The sequence below is a fragment of the Lysobacter sp. TAB13 genome (assembly GCF_052113885.1).
GTDB lineage: Bacteria > Pseudomonadota > Gammaproteobacteria > Xanthomonadales > Xanthomonadaceae > Lysobacter > Lysobacter gummosus.
On record NZ_JBFRDR010000441.1, the window covers coordinates 1 to 352 of the forward strand.

Annotated in this window: 1 protein-coding gene; it reads left to right on the forward strand. The window is 61.4% G+C overall.

Annotated features, from left to right (window positions below):
• Positions 1-352, forward strand: a 352-nt coding sequence (locus tag AB4Y92_RS26880) for an alpha/beta hydrolase (RefSeq protein ID WP_441822394.1), incomplete at both ends; no start/stop codon positions are given.

A 352-nucleotide genomic window follows, 5' to 3' on the forward strand; every position in this document is an offset into this window, starting at 1 on the left:
GACTACGCCTTCCCGATCATCCGGCAGATAGGGCGCCGCCTGAACGTCGAAGGGCCCAAGATTGAGGAATTCATCCTTGTCGGCCTGTCCTACGGGAAGGGCGAGGACGGCATGGTCAGCCGCCAGCGTGACTATACTCCGACATCGAACGCGCAGAGCCGGACTGCGCCCTTATTTCCTTCCGGTCAGGCGCGCGCCTATCAGAGATATCTGCGCGATCAGGTAAAGCCATTCATCACCGCTCGCTACCGGGCCGACCCTGCCAGAGCACTCTTTCTCGGCCACTCCTACGGCGCCCTGCTTGGGACACAGATCCTTTTCACCGAGCCCGGCCTGTTCAGCGGCTATATCC